Below are 17,393 nucleotides of genomic sequence, written 5' to 3'. Positions count from 1 at the left end.
ATTAATGTGAGCCACCGTGTTCCAATCACCTTAACCGCCACTTAGCGTTTTACTTACTCATGTTTTATCGGTTTACATGATGCAAAGTATGGCGAATAAACGTCTACATAATATGCAATACAAACTTATTGATTGGATGCAAAATAGAATTCCGGTTTTCTCTTAAATTGCGGTTTTTCTCATCGGTATAATCTGCAATAATGCAGCCTTCGTCACACAAAAATAAGCCAACATGACACTAGAAAATGAAGCTCTAACCTTGAAAAAACGCTTTCGTGGTTATTTCCCTGTGGTAGTAGACGTTGAGACCGCTGGTTTCAATGCTCAAACTGATGCACTTTTAGAAATCTGTGCCGTTACGTTGAAAATGGACGAACATGGCGTGTTGCATCCGGCCTCCACCATTCATTTTCATGTGGAACCATTTGAAGGCGCTAACTTAGAAAAAGAAGCGCTTGAATTCAATGGTATTCGTGACCCTTTCAGCCCTCTTCGAGGTGCTGTTTCTGAGCAAGAGGCGCTAAAGGAAATTTATAAGCTTATTCGCAAAGAACAAAAAGCCGCAGATTGCTCACGTGCAATTATGGTTGCTCATAACGCAGCATTCGACTTGGGTTTTGTAAATGCAGCAAATGAACGCTGTAAACTAAAAAGAGTCCCTTTTCATCCCTTTGCTACTTTTGATACGGCTACATTAAGTGGCCTTGCTTATGGCCAAACAGTTCTCGCTAAAGCATGCAAAACAGCCGGGATGGAATTTGATAACCGTGAAGCACACTCTGCGCTTTACGATACACAAAAAACAGCAGAATTATTCTGCGGTATTGTCAACAAATGGAAGGCCCTCGGCGGTTGGCCGCTTGTCGACGAAGAATAATAAGTAAACACAACATATTAGGAAAAGTATGAATCCTGTCGTTATATCAGTGTGCGTCATGCTCGTGTTAGCATTGATGCGCGTAAACGTGGTGGTTGCCCTCACGTTTAGTGCCATCGTAGGCGGCCTAGTCGCAGGCATGAGCCTTGGGGATACGGTTACCGCATTTGAAAGTGGTCTAGGTGGCGGTGCAACTATCGCGCTAAGCTACGCCATGTTAGGTACTTTCGCTGTTGCCATCTCGAAATCAGGCATCACGGATCTACTGGCCAAAAGTGTTATCAAGCGCTTAAATGGCAAAGAAAACTCCGCTTCCACTACTGGCTTAAAGTACGCCGTGTTGGTGGCATTAGTGTTTGTTACGATGTCGTCTCAGAACGTAATTCCGGTCCATATCGCCTTTATTCCAATTTTGATTCCACCTCTTTTGGGCGTATTTGCGAAACTTAAACTCGACCGACGTTTGGTCGCGTGTGTTCTTACCTTCGGTTTGATCACGCCTTACATGATCTTACCTGTTGGTTTCGGCGGTATTTTCTTAAACAACATTCTATTAAAGAACCTACATGACAACGGTTTGGAAAACGTGGTTGCAAGCCAAGTCCCAACCGCCATGTTACTGCCAGGTGCAGGAATGCTGTTTGGTCTATTACTGGCTATCTTTGTTAGCTATCGTAAACCGCGTGTCTACAAAGAAACTGAGTTGACTGTCGTTGACGAAACCGATCATGTCATCAATAAAAAGCACATCTTAGTTGCGGCACTTGGTATTGTCGCTGCATTGGGTGTTCAGCTTTACACGGGTTCAATGATTATCGGTGCTCTAGCTGGCTTTATGGTGTTTACTTTCGGCGGCGTTATTGCATGGAAAGAGACGCACGACGTGTTCACTAAAGGTGTACACATGATGGCAATGATTGGCTTCATCATGATTGCAGCGGCAGGTTTTGCAGCAGTAATGAAGCAAACTGGCGGTGTTGAAACACTAGTACAATCGCTATCAACCAGCATCGGTGACAATAAGCCTTTAGCTGCACTACTGATGCTGATCGTTGGTCTGTTGGTAACAATGGGCATTGGTTCATCGTTCTCTACGATTCCAATCCTTGCAACTATCTATGTGCCTCTTGCGCTAGCATTCGGCTTCTCGCCGATGGCAACGATTGCACTGGTAGGTACTGCGGCTGCGTTAGGTGATGCAGGCTCTCCAGCTTCTGACTCTACATTAGGCCCTACATCTGGTCTAAATGCCGACGGTCAACATGAGCACATTTGGGAAACAGTCGTTCCAACCTTTATCCATTACAATATCCCTCTAATCATCTTTGGTTGGATTGCAGCAATGGTGCTTTAATACTATCGTTTGGATGGATATACATTTAGTTACGAAAAAGCCGCTCAATGAGCGGCTTTTTGTTATTCATAACTGTGGTTATTGCGCTGGCATATTGTCAATAATACGCTCACGAATCAGCTTCAAGGTTGGTTCTGTCGACAGGTAATCGATGGCAATCGGAAAATAAGCGTCGTTAATTTTAAGAACCAAGCTAGGGTAAGAGTTCACACCTAGGCTCTTTGCAAGGCTCAATTGATCTTCGAACACACCCTCTAAGAAAGAGCCATCCATGTCATTCTTGAATTGCTGAACATTCAAGCCAATTTCTCTCGCTAGTTGCAAGTGAGTGGCTTCTTCATGAGGAGGCATCGCACGTAAGTAATACGCATGCTGAATCGCTTCTAGCATCTGCTCATAAGAGTCTTGAAAGCCCGCTGCAATAACCGCACGACAAGATTGGTAAGTGCTTCTAACTGGCGTACAAAGCTTCCAGAAATCGTAGTTAAACTTAGTGCCTAACTGGCGCTCAATCTGCTTCCAAATACCTTCGAGTTTTTGTTGCATCTCGGGCGGCATCGGTAAATTAGTATCTGGCGCAAGACCACCAACCACATACTCAAATTGAATCACACCTGGCAGTTGCTGTTTTAGTTTATCCAGCGTTGGTTTGTAACCCCAACACCAACTGCACATTGGGTCATGCACGTAGTAAAGCTTTATATCCACTTTAATTTTTTAACCTATAAAATCAATTAGTTAAATGAAACAAGAATAATAAATGGCGATAAAGTGGCGACACATTTAAATCTTATTGCTTGGTTTCTGCTTAAGAGTTAGCGAGTTTTGCTTGTAACCCTGATAGCAATATAGGTCCAGCACTCACTCGTTCCCCTCTTCTTCATCAACACGTAAACAGCGGTTTTGTCCCGTTAACTGCACAGTGATTTTGACATCTGAGTTTAATTATACCGTCTCATAAATTGAAAAACTGCTTTATCTTAATAATTCGCTCTAAAGACTTATAGAGTAAGGCTCTATGCCCTCTTAATCAGATCTTATCTGCGCTCACCTGATCATCTATATTTCTCACAAAATTCTGAACAACACTTATTTTTCATACACTTACAAATTTCATCTTGATCTTTCCAGATCATTAAAATTGGAATTTACTGAAAGTATTTTCAATCTTTGAAATTTTCAAAACACTCTCAGTCTAGGCTCTAAGTAGCTCTATTCTCTCGCAAGCCCCGCTATATATATGGTTTTCCACGAGACACTCTAGGAACTCTCCCCACTAAATTTCAGTACACAAAAACTGAAAAAAAACTGTTCGAAAAACCTCGCAGGCGGGTGAGGAGAGTGCGGATTTTGTCATCCGCTCAGTGTGTCCCGTGAGTTCATAACCGTTCATCGCCATATGACTTGTAGCTTTAGTTTGAGGCCAACATAAAAAAACGCAGCCGTATGGCTGCGTTGATTGTGTGAAAATCAAGTTCTTTATGTGTGCTAATATGCCTTAAACTTGCTTTCATCATCACCTTGTCCTACGGACTGCATTTCAGAGCAGCTCCATAGCAGCTCAAATTGGTTCAGATCTTCATCGTCTTCGGGAAGAACAATGGTTGAATCTTGAATAACTAGCTTCACGCAACTTGATTGTTTAGTTGGGATACAGTGGTAAAGCTCAGCAACTTTTTTATCATCTTCGACTCCCCCAAGCACAAGCGTTGAAGCGTCTAGAATGAGACACTGGCAAGGTACAAAGTCCGGCAATGCCCCAAACTTAGTTTCTAGATTATTCAATAACTCCGTATCTAAACTATCTCTCTTCAAGCAACCAACGATAGCAAACTGGTAATTTTTCGATTTTCTAACCACCTTACCAGAGAGCCAAGGTTTGTGGTCTTCGTTGACAATTTCTACCCACCAATTCCAGTCCTCAAACATTTTATAGATCTTCTTATTTTGAGTGCTTTTTTTAAAAGCGAGATACAAACCCACCACTACAAATGCTGCAGCTACTAGAGTACTGATTGTCATCCCCTTTCCCCTACTTAATGGTTCTTTAAATACAAAAATAGGAAAGAGAATAACAATAATTTCAAACAGTTATTATTCTTAATGGAGTATTCCAGCGAATCTCCCTACAAAATGGTTATTTTGTCTATCAAAAACATGGCATAAGAAGGTAATAAGCCTAATTAATATATGGATAACCATTGTTTAAGCTATCAACATTAAAGTCCAAGTGAGTTATCCCCCACCCGTTGGGCAACTAGCTTGTTTGTGTTATCGGTTCGAGTCTTCCCTTCAATTTCATACTAGCCTCCCCATGGCCAACAATATCATTCGCTTGGACTGGTGTTTTGGTGCTTGCTCGTCCTGGTGCTACACCGCTATGTGTATGCGTTGCTAAAGTGTCGGCCAATTCTTTAACCACCTGCATTAGCTCCGATAAAAGAATCAACACATTCTCTTGCTTAGAGCCTATCCAAGTCTTAGGTGATTGAAGCCATTGGTGCTCAGCGGCAATACTTCGGCGAAATTTTCCGATGGTCTCAATCAGTTCGCCAGCGGTAGCCGTTTGCATGTTACCCAAGCTTCCTAACACCAGATCATCTCCTGACAACAAATTAATAGCGCCAAGCGCTTCAATAAGCTTCTTACCATTCACTTCTTCAGTACTGTGCTCATTTACAAAAAGCTGATGCTGGCCAAACTCACCTTTATACCGTTCAAATTGGTCTAACTTACCAAACGCTCTCTGATTTTGAGTTTGGTCAGTCTGTAGTGTTGTATTTCCTGCGGCATCGACTCGATAACTCACTTCTTCACGTTGTTGTTGTAGTTGTTCACCAGGCTCTATTGAGGGAAGCGCATATTCACGTCCATAAACGCCACGTATGATGGGCCTATCGCTTCGACCATAAGCGAAAGCAATTTCAACCAATGTTCCTTCTAATGGATACGCTAACAATCCGGACTCATGTCCGCTCATGTTAACCGGCAGTGGAATCGAGCGATAAACCGGTACGTTACTATCTGGTTGCAAGTTCTCATCTAGAACTTGCACATCAACAGAGAGTCTTGGCCGAAATGGGTCAGATACTTTACCCGCCGTCGCACTGTCTCTGACCATTTCGACTCGCCCGAACTTTGGCAAGTGAAAGCCTGCTGTTAATTCAGGAAAATGCTGTAGTGTTTCTCGCATTTTAGGTATGACTTCAGACTGCTCAGCTTTCCAATACGCCGTCATATCATCCTGTATTAAGTCAACCCGATTGACTCGCTTACCATTCACAACACGACCTGGTCTAAGCATAGGAAACGGAACAAAGGTGGCACTGTTACCATTTTGGCGACTCGTAAACTCTTCAGGTAATGGCATTGGTTTGTCGTTGAAATGGCTATCTTGATAGGAGCCAAAATAAACCACCTGGTCAGTATGTTGAAACCACACACAGTCAGGAATAGAAAAAGCCTTAGCGACCTGATCTAAACATTGATAACCCGTTCCCTGGCAAACAAAGTTTGGGATCGCGGTCTTCATGTATTCTTTATTAGGTAGATTAAACTCGAGACCAGTAAGGTGAGAGAGCGCATCAATAACTTGCTCGGCATTTGGATGCTCTAAACTGAGAGACCAACGTTTACTCAAAATACCTGTCAGTTCTTTTACTGTGACTTTTTGGTAGCCATTGACTGTAGATTGGATTTTATCAACATAGCCCTCAAACCAAGGCGACGTTTTGTTTTCATATCCAATATCAAAACGCACCGGCTCGAATAATTTCAAGGGTTGTGTAGCTTCAATTTCAAAGATGGCCACACTACCCAAAGAAAGCTTTAAGCTCACCATGTTACTTGCCAATTTGACTTCTTCGCCGCTTATATACAAGCGCTTCTCTAACTTCATTGAGTCGCCTCCTCTGCGGTGATGAGTGCCTGTTTCAAGCGAGTATTCTCTCGCTGCTCTGGCTTGCTTTGCGCTTTAATCCGCTGCTCTTTTTGCTCGGCGACACTGTTGTACTCCCGAAGCTCAAAAGATACATTCCAGGCCTGTAGAGTTTCATGTTCTCTTGCTTGAATACGCCCAGTGAACTTCACATTGCGAATTTTAAGTGCGAGCGCAATGTCATTGCCGATTCGATAAATACGTCTAGCATTCGCCTCATCTTTGTCCGAAGCAAACGCATAAAGTTGGGTCAGTGTGTCTATACGAATGAATGGAACACGACCACTAAAGGTAAGCTTTTTGCCTTTGTCACCTTGCTCTGCCACATCGGTACCAGAAGACTGCCCACTCATGTCCTGGTCTTTAAACTCCATGGACACTTCAACCGTCATCGAGTCTAAGTTAATTGGCACACCATCTAGAGCTAGCATAATAGCTCCTCAAAAAACGTCATAGGTTCATAACTAAGCAATAAGCTTGCTAATGTAAATTGATGATTGTTGGGCGTACCCGCTTGATTCAATCGTGTTGCTATACTTTCCGCATTGCCCTCCACGGATAACGCATAGATACTTCCTTTTAGGTTCTTCAGGGCGTTGAGCTGAGCCTTGATTTCTTCCATCTTTTTATTGCGTTTCGCTGCTAGTAACTGCAACTTGTCAATTACGTCATGGTCATCGTCTGCTAATGACTCTAGCGTAGCTACTTGGGCACCTTGCCAATGTAAAGCATCATGTAATGGGTTAGCGTTGAGTAAAGCCATCGGCTTAAAGCGTGGTAGAGCGATCGCTGCAGGTTGATGGAACTTATCAACGTCATTGGTATTTAAAGCATGACTTTGCCTAGCTACTTGGCACCACTCAGGCATTGGAAACAATGATGTAAGCTCAATGAGCTGCCGAGAGAATTGGTTCAATTGAGAGGCCGTTACCATTATCGCAATACCGTGAAGATGGCCATTTGGTCGGTACCTATCAGCGTAATCCCGCAGCTTATTAGATAACGTTTTAATTGCAGTACTAGGATTGAGGTAACACCCCGAGTCCAAACGGGTCCCCACTTGAAACTGATATGGCGACACTGTAAGTACGGTTCCTGAGACAAGTAAGGGTTGAAGTTCACTACGCAGCTTAAGCAAAGCGCTCGCCTCTTCACTTAAAGAGTGACGCCCGTAATTGGCGTCACTTGTATGGTTGGTTAACCGGTTAATCGCTTCATTCATTACGGCGCCGACTGCGTCTGTCACTGACTCAGCCTTGGTTTGAATATTCTGCGAGTAACTTGGCCAGTTTAATTGGGATAAGTGCCAAGTCATAAGCGGCCTTCAATTGTCATGGATTTCTCTGTAGGGCGTTGTGGTCGAATGGCCATCGTTACTACACCGTCCTTTACATAGTCGCGTAGTGCTCTCCGGTAACTTCTCCAAACTGAAGCAGTTAGCGTAGAACGAGGGTCGGAGTCTTCATGTAATGTGACTTGTCTATCCACATAAACCATTTCATGTGCCACCCACTGATTTTCTGCTTCAGCAAAAATGGCTGGCTCTTCTTGACCAGAAACTGCATCTGGATATGTCCATATGCCATTTGATTGTAAGACAGCGGGCAACTTTTCGGGTGGTGAAGGGATCTCTATCCATCCATGCGGAGGGGTACCTCCGACAACTTGAAAGCACCCTGTTCCCACTAATCCATATATTTGCTCGTTATCCATGCCTTACACCTTAACGCCCACAATCTTTCTCAAATAATGCTCACCTGAATAGGCGGTCACACCATCGTATTTTAGAGAAGTACCACCTCTAACCGATTGAACTTCCTTACATGTCAAGGTAAACCCGTACTTGCCATCACTCTGCAAGATGATATAAAACTGGCCCAGCTCCATTGCTAATTGCACATCAACAATCGCGCTAAGACTTAGCCCTGACGCCGCTGCATAACCACCTTCGGCTGTCACTATCAAGAAATCGAAGTTCGTAATAGGCTCTGACGTTTTTAGCTTCGTATCACCTGGCGCTCTTCCATTCCATAAAATTGACCGCTTTGTATTTGATTTACTACTGAGTGCTTCTTGTAAACCTCGAATAGTAGAAATAGCTTGAGTGCCCGTATGATTAGCTCGGTTCTTTAAGTATGCGTCTGTTTGATTTTTCGTAGCTTGAGTGGCAACTCCATCGAGCTTTTTCTTATCTGCTGCCGTCATTACCCCTGCATGAGATGTCGTCACCGCACTTAAAACCGCATCTTTACCCGTAGAACTCTTGATCGTTTGAGTTGTGGCGTTGCGAGATGCCGTCAAGTTAGTTGCGATATTCGCTTGCGCTCCAGCTTGTATGCCATCCAGCTTCTTCTTGTCTGCTGCGGTCATAACCCCGGCGCTCGATGTTGTTGCGGCACTTAAAGTGGCATCTTTACCCGTAGAGCTATTAACCGTTTGAGAATTGGCGTTGCGAGACACGCTCAAGTTAGTTGCTACATTGACTTGAGCCCCACTCTGAATCCCGTCTAATTTTTTCTTATCGCTTGCACTCATCCAACCGGAGGCTGTTTTAGTGGCATTCTTAACATTCTTGTTGATGTATGACGCGACAGACTGAAAGACTCGCTTTGCACTCCATAGGCTACGGTATTCATCCTCACCAGCTTCAGCTTGTTGCTGAGTGATAACATCCCACACGCGCCAATCAGTAACATTGCCATGGGAGTCAATGCCAGCAAGTCGAGCGATGTAATGCTGTTGACCGTTTTCATCAACGTAATTACTGAGTTCTGTTTTTGAGCTTCTTACTGTCGCTATGTTTTCCCAACGAGAGAGTGCGCTGCCTTGGCGTACCACATCTAAGTACAAACCACATGGGATGCCATCACTGACCACCACCTCTTTTTTTGACAGCTCAACACGTAACCCTGAGACATAAACAACTCCGGGACTAACAACAAACGTGTTTGACTTTCCTTTAGCGACGACCGAGTAGCCACGAACAAAGGCCGAATGGCCATAATGGTCAAGATTCGCCAAACGTAAATCATCATCAATGCCCATTAAGCGCCCATGAAAATCTATCTGCCAAGTTCCTGGTTCAACATGAATATTTGCTATCGCTGCAGCGCCACTGTACTCCTGCGCGACGGACTTAATAGTGGTCATGTTTTCTTCTTTAGTTTCCGTGTTCTTATACACGATCAAGCCACAGGAGTTCTCAACATGCTTATCATGGAGGTAAATCGCATTGAACTTAAAACTCGGTGTGGTTGACTGAAGAATGACGGAATACACCAACGTATTACTATTAAGTCGCGCAGCCTGGTCCACTTTTTGACGATGCACGATATACGCTTCACTAGGCAGACCTAGGGCTCGGTCAATCGGTGATTCAGCGTCTAAGTTAGGAATATGAGCAAACACAAACTCGTTCATGTCTGTCGTACTACCCGTTGTAATTTTATCCACTAAATAGCGCTCAAACTGAGCAGGGATAATGGTCTGGCTCATACTGTATTATTCCTCTAGTTTTGCACTAAATAGCTGCTGACTCTGGCTGAAACAGGCCGTACGAATGTGCACCTGAATGGGATAAACGACTTCAAATCGATATCGACGGCAAGTTCTCCCATATTGCTCTATGAGCACTTGAACCAACTTGCTGTTTTGCGAGATATCGCCATCACTTAGCTCAATAGTACAAACGTCCCACTGAACTTCGTTTTGACGCTCTTTGAACTTAACGATACCAATGCCTAACCTTTCAAAAATCCGCTTGAAGCCCGCTACGCTACCTGCGTCTTTGGCGTTCACTTCTGCGTATTTCACTCGCTTTCGAAACAGTGAAAGTGGCTCACTCTCAAACCTTTTGATATCTCTATCCCATGCCATTAATTCCAATGCTTTTTCGTTACAGGTCAACGCATCCATTTGGCGAAGCGGAAATAGTAGGCTGCTCCAAACTATCCGGAAGAATGAAAAAACGCCTTTAGATAAAAAGTGAGGTTCTTTGACTTCATCCGCCGTCGTTCTTCCGTCCTGCCACCATGGGATCACAATTTCGGGTAAGCGAGGGGAATGTCGGCTTTGGTCGTAATTTCGAGACTCAGACATCCACGAGTTCCTTAACTGTGAGTGATTTCAAGCGAGGCTGTTCTAGCTTGCTGATAATGTCTTTTTGGACTTTTCCGTCTACGGTAAACCTTACCGATTCAACTTCCGTCATGTTGGTATGTATCTCAGTACCAAGCAAAGATAAGCTAAAACGATGCTCAGGTTTCGCGCGTGTCATTTCTGGGTAAGCTGCTGTTTCTCGAAAAGCCGCTCTAATCCTCTCTTCCACTTCAAGAAGTTCATTCACTTTGGTGGCGCTGTCTAAGTTCTCAGCTAAGACGACATCCGCCGTGATCTCATGTTTCGTATCGGGAATGGCTTTACAGGTAAGTACATCACCGTGACCGTGATGCCCTTTAGACATTATGTGCTCATTTAGCTGTTCAAGAACGGTTAGCGGGGTTGGTCCCACTTCCATCAAAATCAATGCTTCTGCTGAACCAGGGGTTATGTCCCCTGTATTTCTAAAATAGATGTTATCACTTCGGATCCCCGCTACGCTGGCGATGATAGAGCGATACACATCATCGATGTGCCATTCACCAGAGCTAGTAAAGGCATTTTGAATACGAAGCGCTAACTCTTCATCAGTTTCTGCGTCAGCACCGAGTACAGAGAGCCAGTCAGGTTCATTCACCGCATCAACAATGCCCGGTATCGCTTCAGGAATAATGTTGAAATACCCCGCCGGCAAGTTAAACGCGGAGCCCGCTTCAAGTGCTTCGACAAGCACCTTACCCTTTAGGTGACCAGCCTCGATGATTCCAGGCTCAATAACTTGAACTTTATACATAACGCCATCTATAGGTAGCGTTTGAATAACCGCCCCTTTCTCAATCGTCACCGCATCAGCAGCATTTGCTTTAGTTAGTGTGATGTAGCCTTGTGCTCTTTGAGCTACTTTCGGCGCGATATTGTGCTCCCATGCTTTTAGGTCCAGAGCCCAACGCTCAGCGGTTGCCACGAACATATTGGGCATAACGTGCTGAGCCAATAGATGTCTAATCAGCCAAACACATGGCGTGACCACTGCAGCGCGAACCCAACGCCAAAACGGTGACATTTCGGAGTCATTCGAAACCTTGCTACCAGCCCCCACGACTTCTTGTTTTAGTTTGGTTTCAAAGTCCTTTTCGGTAACTGGCACACCCGATTCACTTAGCACCTGAACAAAATCCGTACTTGGTCGTTTACTCATACTTTCACCTCAAGTTCCCCATATTCATAAGCCTTAGCGGTTAAGGTGATATCACCAGTTTCTGTTTCTCTTGCTGTCGCTGAACCCGGTACCACTCTTACATCTCTCTCAGCAAGTTGCTCAATTTGCACCATTACATCAGCGCGTAACGCTGGGTTTCTTTCTGCAACCAATTGGCGAGCCAATCCTGATTCCATGATCGCGTGCTTAATGTCCTGCGCGATGCTGTATAAATCACTGCACTCTTTAGGCTGTTGGCCTGCGTCCATATCCCAGCCACCCTCGACCACTTTGATATCGTTGTAGCGCTTGCGTTCTGTTAAGTCGTTACCCCACATTGAGCTCATCCCACTCGGCTAATTGGTCTGGTGTTATTCCGTTAGGGGCAGTGATATACACGTCACCAAAAGAGCTAACTCGACTAGCATCACTGTGATTGGTTGCTTTCATATTGTTCACCACTTGAGGAGGCAATCGTGGCTCGTTGCTCTTCCCTTTGTATTCGATAAACGGTTGAGGCGATTGAGTATCTAGATTTGGAGCTTCAACGTTGATGCTTGGCTGAGAAATAACCTGGCTTTCTGCAATTTTGAACGGCGCCATTTGCTCTGGCTCATATCCATAAACGTCTTGGTTCGTCGCTATCGCAGACTCGTAACTCATTTGAGGTTGAAGTAGTTCTAATTGCTTAACTTCTGACGCATCACCCGGAGTTAGGTTCTGTGATATAGGAGTACTGTGTTCAGCTTGGACGGCCGTTGTCATCTCTGGCGTTTCAATTTGGCTCCCCAGTTCAATATCAACACCTGGGATCATATTGAGTAAATCAACGAGCCCTTCGATAGCATGAGCAATAACATCAAACCAAGCCGTATCTTTAAACGCGGAGGTTAAGTCGTCCCACCAATAAATTGCCGCAGCAATACCACCTATAAGCAGCGCTATACCAGCGACAACCCAAGTTAGCGGGTTGGCCCAAAGCGCGGCGTTAAATAGCCATGCAGCAGCAGTACTCGCCAGCGTACTAATACGCAGTAGTTTCATGATGCTATTTAAACTCGTCATGGTAACCGTCCAACCAGCAGACATCATTTGCCCGATCCCCATGGCAAGCGACAATGTTGCAATCACCCCGCCAAGAGACAGGCCTGCGATAGCGACATAGCCAAGAATTTCAGCAAGCCAAGGAAATTGGTCCGTCCAACCAACAATCACCATTAAGCCGTCAGCCATGGTGCCTACAACTGAATTGATTGAAGGAAGAATCGCACCAAATACCGCAGCACGAACCGCAAACCATGCCGCTTCTAACCGTTCCCACTGATCTGTCATGGTGCTGGCCATTTGCTCAGCCTTCGACATTCCCTCGATTTGACCAAGTTGGTCAATACTGCCTGCGAGTCCTTCAGTATCAGCCATTAATAACTTAATCATGCTAACGGCTTCTTCTGAGCCGAATGCCTTTTTCAAATCAGCCGCTTCAGCAACACTTAAGGTGTCACCATATTTACCTTTCAATTGTTCAAGAATATCTAGTATAGGCAGCATCTGACCTTGGCTATCGGTAAACGACAAATTGAGCTTATCTTGAGCGTTGGCCACACCCGCTAAGAATGCTTTGTATTTGGTACCCGCTTCGCTGCCACTCATGGTTGATTGAAGGGTGCCTAAAATCGCCATCTGCTCTTCGATAGCAACTCCTGCACTGGTCGCATTCGCTCCGATGCTAGTGAAAGCACTACTCATGCCTGCGCCTGTAGTCTTAAACATTTCAACAGACTGCGCAGTCATGCCGGCAATTTGTTTGGACCAAATTCCAACCCCAATTTCATCAGCTTGATTTTTGAAAACACCATACATGGTGCCCATATAATCCGTAATGGTTGCTGTATCAGCCTTAGTCGCAGCAGCTAAAACGGCAGAGCTTTTGGTGATGTCAGAAAGGTTGTCTCCATCAATATCACCAAATGCTGACTTGATATCATATGAGGCGCCGACAATATCTGTGGCGGATTTCCCGTACTGTGCCGATGTCCAAAGCGCGGTCTTTGAAAGCTTCGTGAGATCCTCATCCAGAACCCCTAACGACTTCACTTCGCCTAGCTTTCTATCCATTTCAATCGCTGGCATCAGCGCATTTTGAATAGCAAAGCCCGTGGCGACTAAACCCGCACCACCTGCCGCCATGTTTTGCATGCCTTGCTTACCAGCATCCATCGAAGCTTGTACTTCTTTAGTAATCCCCTGCAACGGCTTGGTGACTTGATCAACCAACGCTATGTGCATCAACAGTTTTTCCATGCTCATCGCGTAATACTCACTCGCTCTTTATGTCTGTTAATGACTAAACAGTCGGCTGATAGCACTCATTACCGCTCTTTCTTCGCGTTCGAACTGGTGTTTGTCCAGCCAGATAGCGCGACTTAAACTTCTTTCGTCGTCTGGCTCACTCGGCAAAAAATGACGACGAAGGGCAAAGGCTTGTTCCAAAGGATTATCTTCAATCCGCTTTGCCCTATCTGTTATTTTTTTAGTGTGATTTCGATACCACCTTTAGAAGCGTTACTGACCGTGGCATAAAGCTCGATAGTTAAGCCAGGAACGCTATCAAGTAACTCAGTGAGCTCATCTTTTTGCTCTGGGTTTACGGTACGCGTTAAGTACGTATAGGCAGGCGCGACTTTGTTGTTAGGCATCATGTCATTGGTATAGTTATTTGCATCCTGTACCGTTGGCGTAAATACGAAGTCAGTGCCACCGATAGCGACTACGACAGGTTTTGATGTAAAGGTAGGTTTAGTCATTTTTACTTCTCTTCTTGTTTTCGTGCCTAGCACGCCATTGCAAATAATCTTCAATCTGGTTATCACACTCAGTCAGTGCGTTTTTCAGCTTGGGAATGTCGTCGGTAACCACTTCTGGCCATGTCCCTTGAACTTGTGGTTTTGAACAGGGCACCAACATTCCAGCAGGTGGCAATTTCATGAACACCTGCGTTGCGACGGTTTCAGTAGGGTTCGCGCAGGCGGTCAGTAACAGTGGCAGGGATATGGCACTGAACGTTTGCCAGCTCTGTTTTAAGTGCTGCCAGGTCTGCATTGAGTTTTTCCTCTGCTGCTATGTGTTGCCGTTGCCGCTGAACTAACATGTTGTTAGCTTGCTCACTTTCACCCTTCAAAAATTCAATGGTGGTTAAGTTGATTTGGTTGTCTGCTTCTGCCTTGGTGAGCTTTTCACTTAATGTGGTTTTCTCTGCTTTGACGGTATGAAGCTGCAGCTTCAGCACCGCGATGGTCGTCACCAACACCGCAAGACCAATCCACTTAATCCATTTCCATGCAGCGATCACGTTCTAATCCTCTTCGAGTGACGAGTCCTTTAAGTACAACGCCCTGACTCTTTACCCACTCCGTAATGTGACCGCAGGCTTTGGGATAATTGCCATGTTTGATTGCTGCGTAAATCCGAGTGTCAGAGCCGTCCTTATTTTTGCGAAACTTGGTACACCCGAAGTTGAAAACAAAGCTGGTAAATGCGTCAAATTGACCCGTGCTCATTTGCGCTCCTGAAATCCTTTCTGCATTGGTCACACATCGTTCGGCCGATTGAATATTTTTCACCCAGTCGATCGCGACTTGCTCCAATGTGATTGGCGTATCTGGCACACCATGAGTATTCCCAATCCCATTCGTAGGAATACCTCCCGGGCAAACGTAAGGGTTCTGCCGGCATCCCTCGGCATCACCAATCAACTTCAGTCCTTTAGGGGTGATGCGCAGCGCTCCTAAGTCTCGTTCCGATACCACAACTTGCCCAATGGGCTGCGTCAATTCAGGTCCATAAACAGCCGTACCACCTGTTACCAAGCCGATCACAGCGACTACAGAACAAATGATCCGCTTAGTCAGTTTCACTCAGTGCTACTCCTTTTTCGCTAGCAATACGTTGCATTGCTCGCTTGTGCCAATAGTTCAATCCCAGTGCTGCAAGGCCAATCACTAGTGATAAAATGAAATACCACTGCTCAAATGTCAGCTTGCTGAAAGTCATTCCTGCCAATGACACAAGGTAAGCAACTCCACTGGTTAATTTGTCGAACCAATCTTTCATATCGTTACTCCAACTTAGCCTGGCAAGGGGCGCAAAACTGGCATCCCGCTATCGCTATCTGACGCCCTTCAGGGATAGGGTCACCACATTCAAGGCATTCTTTTGCACTCTCTTGTTCGCTTGTCTGCATAGACTGTTTAAGCTGGTTTGCGATTGCCATTTCAGTAAACTTGGTTTCGTTACTACTAGCATGGTCGATAAAGTCAGGCATTCGTTCTCTCTCTGATAGGCTTAAAGCAAACCGCGGGTATCATCATTACTTAGGTATGAGATGCCATTAATGCGAACAAAGTGAGGGCTCGTCACAAAGCCTTTAAGCTTGCGCTTGGTTTTATCACTGCTGTTTGGATCAACACTAAGTAAATCTGAGATTTGAAGCTTCACACCAAACAGCTCTACTTTGTCTTCATCATCGCCAGTATTTGCATAGAACATACAGTCGTGTGGCTTAATACCGCGCCAACTGCCAGCTTCGCGAGCTTTTTGTTGAAGCTTACGGAAGTTGTTCAAGTCCAGCTCATACTCAACATCACAACTCACAGCTCCATGAGTAAATCCAGTGGGAATGCCGCGCTCTTTATCAACAGCAGACTCATCATTGATGGTTGCTGTAGCCGACTCCACATGAACCAAAATCCCCAGCATGTTTATGTCGAAGCTTCGCCCTGTATAACGAGAATTCATTGTTTACTCCCCTAGTCGTTGATTGAGCATGATGCCGATGGTGATTTTCACTGGGCACTCGTAAGGTGTAACTGCGAGTAGAATTTCAACTTCTTCACTATTAACCCATGTAATGGTGATGTCATCGTCTTGAGGTGGTTTGATTTCACCAGGGAACTCGTAATCACCAATTTTTTTCACTACCGCCATTTCACGGAGGTCTTGAGTAAAATACAGCTTTGCGCTGGCTTCACTGCCTGGTGTGGAATTGAATTCTCGATCAGCAATTCGTGCAATTGCTCGTACCCGCACTTTACGTGCTGCTTTCATGGCGACACGAATGTGACGAATATCTTGATAATCACCACCAGGGACATCTAGCGTACGTCCAGTTGTCCAATATTGCCCCGGATAGTCCGGATACCACATCGGCACAGCGATTCGAGCAGCTTCTAGTGCTTTAAGTGTTGCTAGCTCTAATGGCTTTCCATCCTTATCTTTTGCTAATGCCATACTGCCGAGAATGCTGCCTGTTTTTACTCGTGCCGGTGAGTCAGCAATAGATACTTCTTGATTGGCCAACCGACCTGCATAAATGCCAACTGTAGAGTTTCCTTCGTGTACTTGTGGCACTACGGTGATGTATTCACTTGCAATGTTCTTTGGCACATTCACCGTTTGCGCTAACCACTCGGCCCATGTTTCACCGTCCTCGGAATCATTAATTCCTGGTAAGGAACAGATCATGAAAACTTCTCGTCCAAGCTTGGCTTTAAGTTCATGGCGAAATGCGACTGCATCTTCAAGAGTGGACGCTCCAGTATTTGGCTTATCCAACACAACAGCTTCAAAGCTTGATGTCTCATTGGCTTTAAAAACCGCAGCCTGCCAACTATCTGATGGGTTTAAAACGATCACACCGGCAGTCCAGTTCTGTTTCCCATTTAACTGAGCAGCTTTTAGCGTGAGCATGTGTACAGGGTCGATGTTATCGAACGCGCTGTCTGAAAAATCCGTGGTGTTATCCACCATAATTAGGTTGCGCTCTGTTCCTGCAACTGTGCCGTACACAACAAACAGAAAGTGAAATTCAACGCCCGGGATCGGTCCGCGCATCATGTTCAGAATGTTAATAATGACGGTAGGCCATGCCATG

Annotated in this window: 22 protein-coding genes; 2 read left to right on the top strand and 20 right to left on the bottom strand. The window is 45.1% G+C overall.

The features are described 5' to 3' along the window. Nucleotides 1-232 precede the first annotated feature (232 nt). Together rnt and L3V37_RS14040 are read left to right on the top strand one after the other, a co-directional pair. Nucleotides 233-877, top strand: coding sequence for a ribonuclease T (rnt, locus tag L3V37_RS14045; RefSeq protein ID WP_005384888.1), 645 nt, complete (start codon nt 233-235; stop codon nt 875-877). Between the two features lie 28 nt (nt 878-905). After that, nucleotides 906-2,231: a Na+/H+ antiporter family protein gene (locus L3V37_RS14040; protein WP_171342875.1), complete on the top strand. Its 1,326-nt coding sequence runs from the start codon at nt 906-908 to the stop codon at nt 2,229-2,231. 78 nt (nt 2,232-2,309) lie between these two features. Here the strand turns inward: L3V37_RS14040 and L3V37_RS14035 are convergent, their stop codons facing one another. The 20 genes from L3V37_RS14035 to L3V37_RS13940 all read right to left on the bottom strand — a co-directional run bounded on the left by L3V37_RS14035 (nt 2,310) and on the right by L3V37_RS13940 (nt 17,392). Then, a complete protein-coding gene (locus L3V37_RS14035) occupies nt 2,310-2,939 on the bottom strand; it encodes a DsbA family protein (RefSeq protein WP_053304219.1) in 630 nt (209 codons plus the stop codon). A gap of 780 nt (nt 2,940-3,719) precedes the next feature. Continuing rightward, on the bottom strand, nt 3,720-4,253 hold the full coding sequence (locus L3V37_RS14030) for a hypothetical protein (RefSeq protein ID WP_193837607.1): 534 nt from the start codon (nt 4,251-4,253) through the stop codon (nt 3,720-3,722). 235 nt (nt 4,254-4,488) lie between these two features. After that, nucleotides 4,489-6,129, bottom strand: a complete 1,641-nt coding sequence (locus L3V37_RS14025; RefSeq protein WP_237306491.1) for a hypothetical protein — start codon at nt 6,127-6,129, stop codon at nt 4,489-4,491. After that, a complete protein-coding gene (locus tag L3V37_RS14020; RefSeq protein WP_017635430.1) occupies nt 6,126-6,599 on the bottom strand; it encodes a hypothetical protein in 474 nt (157 codons plus the stop codon). Before L3V37_RS14020 ends, L3V37_RS14025 begins: the two co-directional genes overlap by 4 nt. Further along, nucleotides 6,593-7,483: a hypothetical protein gene (locus L3V37_RS14015; protein ID WP_193837609.1), complete on the bottom strand. Its 891-nt coding sequence runs from the start codon at nt 7,481-7,483 to the stop codon at nt 6,593-6,595. The genes L3V37_RS14020 and L3V37_RS14015 overlap by 7 nt, the downstream gene beginning before the upstream one ends. Then, nucleotides 7,480-7,881 (bottom strand): hypothetical protein, encoded by a 402-nt coding sequence (locus tag L3V37_RS14010; protein ID WP_193837610.1) that lies wholly within the window; start codon nt 7,879-7,881, stop codon nt 7,480-7,482. Before L3V37_RS14010 ends, L3V37_RS14015 begins: the two co-directional genes overlap by 4 nt. 3 nt (nt 7,882-7,884) lie before the next feature. Next, complete coding sequence (locus L3V37_RS14005; protein ID WP_237306490.1) at nt 7,885-9,663, bottom strand: phage tail protein; 1,779 nt, start codon at nt 9,661-9,663, stop codon at nt 7,885-7,887. Nucleotides 9,664-9,669: 6 nt separating this feature from the next. Next, nucleotides 9,670-10,266, bottom strand: a complete 597-nt coding sequence (locus L3V37_RS14000) for a phage tail protein (protein ID WP_042522470.1) — start codon at nt 10,264-10,266, stop codon at nt 9,670-9,672. After that, complete coding sequence (locus L3V37_RS13995) at nt 10,259-11,464, bottom strand: baseplate J/gp47 family protein (protein WP_193837612.1); 1,206 nt, start codon at nt 11,462-11,464, stop codon at nt 10,259-10,261. The genes L3V37_RS14000 and L3V37_RS13995 overlap by 8 nt, the downstream gene beginning before the upstream one ends. Continuing rightward, the gene (locus tag L3V37_RS13990; RefSeq protein WP_017635436.1) at nt 11,461-11,802 is read right to left on the bottom strand and encodes a DUF2590 family protein; all 342 of its coding nucleotides are present in this window, start codon (nt 11,800-11,802) and stop codon (nt 11,461-11,463) included. The genes L3V37_RS13995 and L3V37_RS13990 overlap by 4 nt, the downstream gene beginning before the upstream one ends. Then, entirely contained in the window at nt 11,792-13,771 is a 1,980-nt protein-coding gene (locus L3V37_RS13985; protein ID WP_193837613.1) for a phage tail tape measure protein, read from the bottom strand. The genes L3V37_RS13990 and L3V37_RS13985 overlap by 11 nt, the downstream gene beginning before the upstream one ends. 30 nt (nt 13,772-13,801) lie before the next feature. Continuing rightward, entirely contained in the window at nt 13,802-13,954 is a 153-nt protein-coding gene (locus L3V37_RS13980) for a hypothetical protein (RefSeq protein WP_017821181.1), read from the bottom strand. 32 nt (nt 13,955-13,986) lie between these two features. Further along, complete coding sequence (locus L3V37_RS13975; protein ID WP_017821180.1) at nt 13,987-14,268, bottom strand: putative phage tail assembly chaperone; 282 nt, start codon at nt 14,266-14,268, stop codon at nt 13,987-13,989. Then, nucleotides 14,261-14,449 (bottom strand): hypothetical protein, encoded by a 189-nt coding sequence (locus tag L3V37_RS13970; protein WP_140337432.1) that lies wholly within the window; start codon nt 14,447-14,449, stop codon nt 14,261-14,263. Before L3V37_RS13970 ends, L3V37_RS13975 begins: the two co-directional genes overlap by 8 nt. A 22-nt stretch (nt 14,450-14,471) precedes the next feature. After that, nucleotides 14,472-14,813, bottom strand: coding sequence for a hypothetical protein (locus tag L3V37_RS13965; RefSeq protein WP_052764199.1), 342 nt, complete (start codon nt 14,811-14,813; stop codon nt 14,472-14,474). Continuing rightward, nucleotides 14,788-15,378: a lysozyme gene (locus L3V37_RS13960; protein WP_042522473.1), complete on the bottom strand. Its 591-nt coding sequence runs from the start codon at nt 15,376-15,378 to the stop codon at nt 14,788-14,790. Before L3V37_RS13960 ends, L3V37_RS13965 begins: the two co-directional genes overlap by 26 nt. Further along, complete coding sequence (locus L3V37_RS13955) at nt 15,365-15,574, bottom strand: HP1 family phage holin (RefSeq protein WP_017635442.1); 210 nt, start codon at nt 15,572-15,574, stop codon at nt 15,365-15,367. The genes L3V37_RS13960 and L3V37_RS13955 overlap by 14 nt, the downstream gene beginning before the upstream one ends. 4 nt (nt 15,575-15,578) lie before the next feature. Beyond that, entirely contained in the window at nt 15,579-15,785 is a 207-nt protein-coding gene (locus L3V37_RS13950; protein ID WP_017635443.1) for a TraR/DksA C4-type zinc finger protein, read from the bottom strand. Between the two features lie 20 nt (nt 15,786-15,805). Then, on the bottom strand, nt 15,806-16,258 hold the full coding sequence (locus L3V37_RS13945) for a phage protein (protein WP_017821175.1): 453 nt from the start codon (nt 16,256-16,258) through the stop codon (nt 15,806-15,808). Between the two features lie 3 nt (nt 16,259-16,261). Further along, complete coding sequence (locus L3V37_RS13940) at nt 16,262-17,392, bottom strand: DUF2586 domain-containing protein (protein WP_193837614.1); 1,131 nt, start codon at nt 17,390-17,392, stop codon at nt 16,262-16,264. Between the last annotated feature and the right edge of the window lies 1 nt (nt 17,393).

Origin of the sequence: Vibrio sp. D54, from assembly GCF_021728075.1 — a bacterium.
Lineage (GTDB): Bacteria > Pseudomonadota > Gammaproteobacteria > Enterobacterales > Vibrionaceae > Vibrio > Vibrio alginolyticus.
Note: the sequence above shows the minus strand (reverse complement) of the source record. Positions and strands in the feature narration are given on the sequence as shown.